This window comes from Klebsiella sp. NPDC088457 (assembly GCF_044900465.1).
Classification (GTDB): Bacteria; Pseudomonadota; Gammaproteobacteria; order Enterobacterales; family Enterobacteriaceae; genus Klebsiella.
In genome coordinates, this window is sequence record NZ_JBJDNH010000006.1 from 14,482 (window position 1) to 19,560 (window position 5,079).

The following is a 5,079-nucleotide window of genomic DNA, read 5'->3' on the forward strand; positions in this document are numbered from 1 at the left end:
CGCGAACTGAAGTCCGAGATCAACATCGTTCCGCTGCTGGATGTCTTGTTGGTGCTGTTGCTGATCTTTATGGCGACGGCGCCGATCATTACGCAGAGCGTAGAGGTCGACCTGCCGGATGCGACAGAATCGCAGGCGGTCAAAAGTAATGATGAACCGCCGGTGATTGTTGAAGTTTCCGGGGTAGGGCAGTACAGCATCAAAGTTGGCCAGGAAACCCTGTCGCAACTGCCGCCGGAGCAGGTGATTGCCGAAGCGAAGCGCCGACTTGAGGCGAATGAGAAAGCGGTGTTCCTGATCGGCGGTGCGAAAGATGTACCTTACGATGAAATTATTAAAGCGCTTAACCTGTTGCATAGCGCAGGGGTTAAATCGGTTGGCTTAATGACCAAGCCTATTTAATCGCTTCAGATTTGTGCGCCCGCCGGTTCGCTGGCTGTGAGAGTTGAATCCTCGCGGCCAGCGAGAATAGCGGGAACAGGCGAACAGTTTTTGGGAACCGATAGTGTCAAAGGCAACCGAACAAAACGACAAGCTTAAACGAGCGATCATAGTTTCAGTCGCGCTGCACATCATTCTGATCGCGCTGCTGATCTGGAGTTCGTTCGATGAGCATCTGGATACCTCAGCCGGTGGCGGCGGAGGCTCTTCCATCGATGCGGTAATGGTTGATCCCGGGGCGGTGGTGAATAACTACAACCGCCAGCAGCAACAGCAGGCCAGTTCGCGCCGCGCCGCCGAGCAACGCGAAAAGCAGGCTCAGCAGCAGGCAGAAGAGCTGCGTGAAAAGCAGGCCGCGGAACAGGAGCGTCTGAAGCAGCTTGAGCAGGATCGCCTGCAGGCGCAGGAAGCGGCCCAGCAAGCGAAGGAGCAACAAAAACAAGCTGAAGAGGCGGCGGCGAAAGCGGCGGCAGCGGCGAAGGCCAAAGCGGACGCTCAGGCGAAAGAAGCCCAGCAGGCGGCAGAGAAAGCCGCTGCTGATGCCAAAGCGAAGGCCGATGCCCAGGCGAAAGCGGCGGAAGCTGCGGCAGCAAAAGCCGCAGCCGATGCGAAGAAACAGGCGGAAGCCGAAGCGGCGAAAGAGGCTGCCGACGCTCAGAAGAAAGCGGAAGCTGAAGCGGCGAAAGCGGCCGCCGAGGCCCAGAAGAAAGCCGAAGCTGACGCGGCTAAAAAAGCGCAGCAGCAGGCCGAGAAAAAAGCCCAGCAGGAAGCGGCTAAGCAGGCGGCGGCCGAGAAAGCCGCTGCTGAAAAGGCTGCTGCTCAGAAGGCCGCTGCTGAAAAAGCTGCCGCTGACAAAGCCGCAGCCGCCGAGAAAGCCGCGGCTGAAAAAGCGGAAAAAGCCGCCGCAGCTAAAGCTGCCGCAGCCGAAAAAGCCGCCGCAGATAAGGCTGCTAAGGCCGCTGCGGCAAAAGCGGCTGCAGCGAAAAAAGCGGCCGCCGCGAAAGAGGCTGACGGCGTTGACGACCTGCTCGGTGATCTGAGTTCAGGTAAGAATGCGCCGAAAGGCAACACCAGCGGTAGCGCTGGGGGCTCTTCTCCTGCTAAAGGAAGTAAGAAGGGGCAAGGTGGTGCATCTCAGGCTGAAATTGATAGCTATAGTGCGCAGGTTCAGGCTGCGATTAGAGGGCATCTCTATGACTGGGATACGTACAAAGGCAAGTTTTGTACGTTACGCGTGAACCTGGCTCAAGATGGAACGTTATTGAGTGTGAAATCGGAAGGTGGAGATCCGGAGTTTTGTCAGCAAATGTTGGCGGCAACCAACCGGATGAGTAAATTCCCTAAACCGCCATCACAGGCTATTTATGAGACATTCAAAAACGCGCCGCTGGACTTTAAACCATAGTAACGTTCTCCCCGTGCAAACGGGGAAAAACAAACTATGGTAGTCACTGGGTTTCGGTAGTTTTGTGTATTTGAGTTTGTTAACATTCTGCTAAATTATCGTGGGCTTTCCGCCCGGATAAGGGAGATATGATGAAGCAGGCATTACGAGTAGCATTTGGTTTTTTAATGCTGTGGGCGGCAGTGCTGCACGCAGAAGTACGTATCGAGATCACCCAAGGGGTGGACTCGGCACGCCCGATCGGCGTTGTGCCGTTCCAGTGGGCGGGGCCGGGTGCTGCACCTGAAGATATCGGCGGTGTCGTGGCGGCTGACCTGCGTAACAGCGGCAAGTTCAACCCACTGGATCGCTCGCGTCTGCCTCAGCAACCGGCTACGGCGCAGGAAGTACAGCCGGCGGCATGGTCCGCGCTGGGTATTGATGCCGTGGTCGTAGGCCAGGTCACGCCAAACCCGGACGGTTCGTACAACGTGGCTTACCAGCTGGTGGATACCGGCGGCGCACCGGGTACGATTCTGGCGCAGAACTCTTATAAGGTCACTAAACAGTACCTGCGCTATGCGGCACACACCGCCAGCGATGCGGTATTTGAAAAGCTGACCTCGATTAAGGGCGCTTTCCGTACCCGTATCGCGTACGTTGTGCAGACTAACGGCGGCCAGTTCCCGTATGAGCTGCGCGTATCCGACTATGATGGCTACAACCAGTTTGTCGTCCACCGTTCACCTCAGCCGCTGATGTCACCGGCATGGTCTCCGGACGGTTCTAAACTGGCTTACGTGACCTTCGAAAGCGGTCGTTCTGCTCTGGTGGTCCAGACTCTGGCTAACGGTGCAGTGCGTCAGATCGCCTCGTTCCCGCAGCATAACGGTGCGCCGGCTTTCTCTCCGGACGGCAGCAAACTGGCTTTCGCCCTGTCGAAAACCGGTAGCCTGAACCTGTATGTGATGGATCTGGGCTCGGGTCAGATTCGTCAGGTGACCAACGGTCGCAGCAATAACACCGAACCAAGCTGGTTCCCGGACAGCCAGAACCTGGCCTTTACTTCTGACCAGGCCGGTCGTCCGCAGGTGTATAAAGTCAGCGTTGGCGGCGGTACTCCGCAGCGTATCTCCTGGGAAGGTTCGCAGAACCAGGATGCGGACGTCAGCAGCGACGGTAAATTTATGGTAATGGTCAGCTCGGCCAACGGCCAGCAGCACATTGCCAAACAAGATCTGGTAGCGGGTGGCGTACAAGTTCTGTCGTCAACGTTCCTGGATGAAACGCCAAGTCTGGCACCTAACGGCACTATGGTTATCTACAGCTCTTCTCAGGGGATGGGATCCGTGCTGAATCTGGTTTCTACAGATGGGCGTTTCAAAGCGCGTCTTCCGGCGACTGATGGACAGGTAAAATTCCCTGCCTGGTCTCCGTATCTGTGATAATAAATAATTGATTATTAAAGGAATCAAAGAAATGCAACTGAACAAAGTGCTGAAAGGGCTGATGATCGCTCTGCCGGTTATGGCAATCGCGGCATGTTCTTCTAACAAGAACGCCAGCAACGACCAGAGCGGTGAAGGCATGCTGGGTGCCGGCACTGGTATGGATGCTAACGCTAACGGCGGCAACATGTCTTCTGAAGAGCAGGCTCGTCTGCAGATGCAGCAGCTGCAGCAGAACAACATCGTTTACTTCGATCTCGACAAGTACGATATCCGTTCTGACTTCGCTGCAATGCTGGATGCACACGCTAACTTCCTGCGTAGCAACCCATCCTACAAAGTGACCGTTGAAGGTCACGCGGATGAGCGCGGTACGCCGGAATACAACATCGCTCTGGGTGAGCGTCGTGCTAACGCCGTTAAGATGTATCTGCAGGGCAAAGGTGTTTCTGCTGACCAGATCTCCATCGTTTCTTACGGTAAAGAAAAACCTGCAGTACTGGGTCACGACGAAGCGGCTTATGCCAAAAACCGTCGCGCCGTACTGGTTTACTAAGAGAATTGCATGAGCAGTAACTTCAGACATCATCTGTTGAGTCTGTCGTTACTGGTTGGCATAGCGGCCCCCTGGGCCGCTTTTGCTCAGGCGCCAATCAGTAGTGTCGGCTCAGGTTCGGTCGAAGACCGGGTCACTCAACTCGAGCGTATTTCTAACGCTCACAGTCAACTTTTAACCCAACTTCAGCAACAGCTCTCCGATAACCAGAGTGATATTGATTCTCTGCGCGGTCAGATCCAGGAAAGTCAGTATCAGCTTAACCAGGTCGTCGAGCGCCAGAAGCAGATTCTGCTGCAGATTGACGGTCTGAGCAGCGGCGGTGCGGCGGCAGGTGCGCAGACCCAGACATCCTCGCCTTCAGGCGATCAGGGCGCATCCGCGACTACGGCGGCGCCAGGGGCCTCTTCAGGCGCGCCAGCGATGACCGGAGATGCCAATACTGATTACAATGCGGCGATTGCGCTGGTGAAGGATTCGTCCCGCCAGGATGATGCGATGGCGGCATTTCAGAATTTCGTCAAAAAGTACCCGGATTCAACCTATCAACCGAACGCCAACTACTGGCTCGGTCAGTTGAATTACAATAAGGGGAAAAAAGACGATGCAGCCTACTATTTTGCTTCCGTGGTGAAGAATTACCCTAAATCGCCGAAAGCGCCCGATGCGATGTTTAAGGTCGGCGTGATTATGCAGGACAAAGGTGATACCGCGAAGGCGAAGGCCGTTTACCAGCAGGTAGTCAGTAAATTTCCTGGCACCGACGGCGCAAAACAAGCTCAGAAACGTCTTAACGCCCTTGGCTGATTATGGCATGACCAGAAATCGCATTATTTCTGGTCTTGTCGGGTGAAACCTAAGCAGTCAGATGTTTTTTATCGAAATACTTGTTGCGCTGAATTCTTAAATCAGTAATATATGCCGCCGTTGCCACGGGATATCAAACAAGCCTGCAGCGACGAAAAAAGCGGGTCGTTAGCTCAGTTGGTAGAGCAGTTGACTTTTAATCAATTGGTCGCAGGTTCGAATCCTGCACGACCCACCAATCGTTCTGGTGGAACGCGATAGTAAAACGTGAAGGATAACGTTACGTCAGTAACGGTCAGTCACGGCCCACCGCTTACTTAGTAAGCTGTAGTATCCAGCGCAGTATCGGGTGATTAGCTCAGCTGGGAGAGCACCTCCCTTACAAGGAGGGGGTCGGCGGTTCGATCCCGTCATCACCCACCACTCGGGTCGTTAGCTCAGTT

5 protein-coding genes and 3 tRNA genes (1 of these 8 only partly in view) are annotated in these 5,079 nt (G+C 54.9%); all 8 read left to right on the forward strand.

The genetic code is table 11. The annotated features are described in order from the left end of the window. Positions 1-402, forward strand: a 402-nt coding sequence (tolR, locus tag ACI2JR_RS05415; protein WP_462478059.1) for a colicin uptake protein TolR, incomplete at its 5' end; no start/stop codon positions are given. Between the two features lie 103 nt (positions 403-505). After that, positions 506-1,846, forward strand: a complete 1,341-nt coding sequence (gene tolA, locus ACI2JR_RS05420) for a cell envelope integrity protein TolA (protein WP_462478060.1) — start codon at positions 506-508, stop codon at positions 1,844-1,846. A 131-nt stretch (positions 1,847-1,977) separates the two neighbouring features. Beyond that, positions 1,978-3,270, forward strand: a complete 1,293-nt coding sequence (gene tolB / locus ACI2JR_RS05425; protein WP_132728143.1) for a Tol-Pal system beta propeller repeat protein TolB — start codon at positions 1,978-1,980, stop codon at positions 3,268-3,270. Between the two features lie 34 nt (positions 3,271-3,304). Then, positions 3,305-3,829 (forward strand): peptidoglycan-associated lipoprotein Pal, encoded by a 525-nt coding sequence (gene pal / locus ACI2JR_RS05430; RefSeq protein ID WP_004859700.1) that lies wholly within the window; start codon positions 3,305-3,307, stop codon positions 3,827-3,829. Between the two features lie 9 nt (positions 3,830-3,838). Next, the gene (gene cpoB, locus ACI2JR_RS05435; RefSeq protein ID WP_462478061.1) at positions 3,839-4,636 is read left to right on the forward strand and encodes a cell division protein CpoB; all 798 of its coding nucleotides are present in this window, start codon (positions 3,839-3,841) and stop codon (positions 4,634-4,636) included. A gap of 162 nt (positions 4,637-4,798) precedes the next feature. Then, positions 4,799-4,874: transfer RNA gene (locus ACI2JR_RS05440), tRNA-Lys, on the forward strand. Positions 4,875-4,983: 109 nt separating this feature from the next. Further along, positions 4,984-5,059 (forward strand) — tRNA-Val (locus tag ACI2JR_RS05445). Between the two features lie 3 nt (positions 5,060-5,062). Continuing rightward, a tRNA-Lys gene (locus ACI2JR_RS05450) sits at positions 5,063-5,079 on the forward strand; it runs 159 nt beyond the window's last position.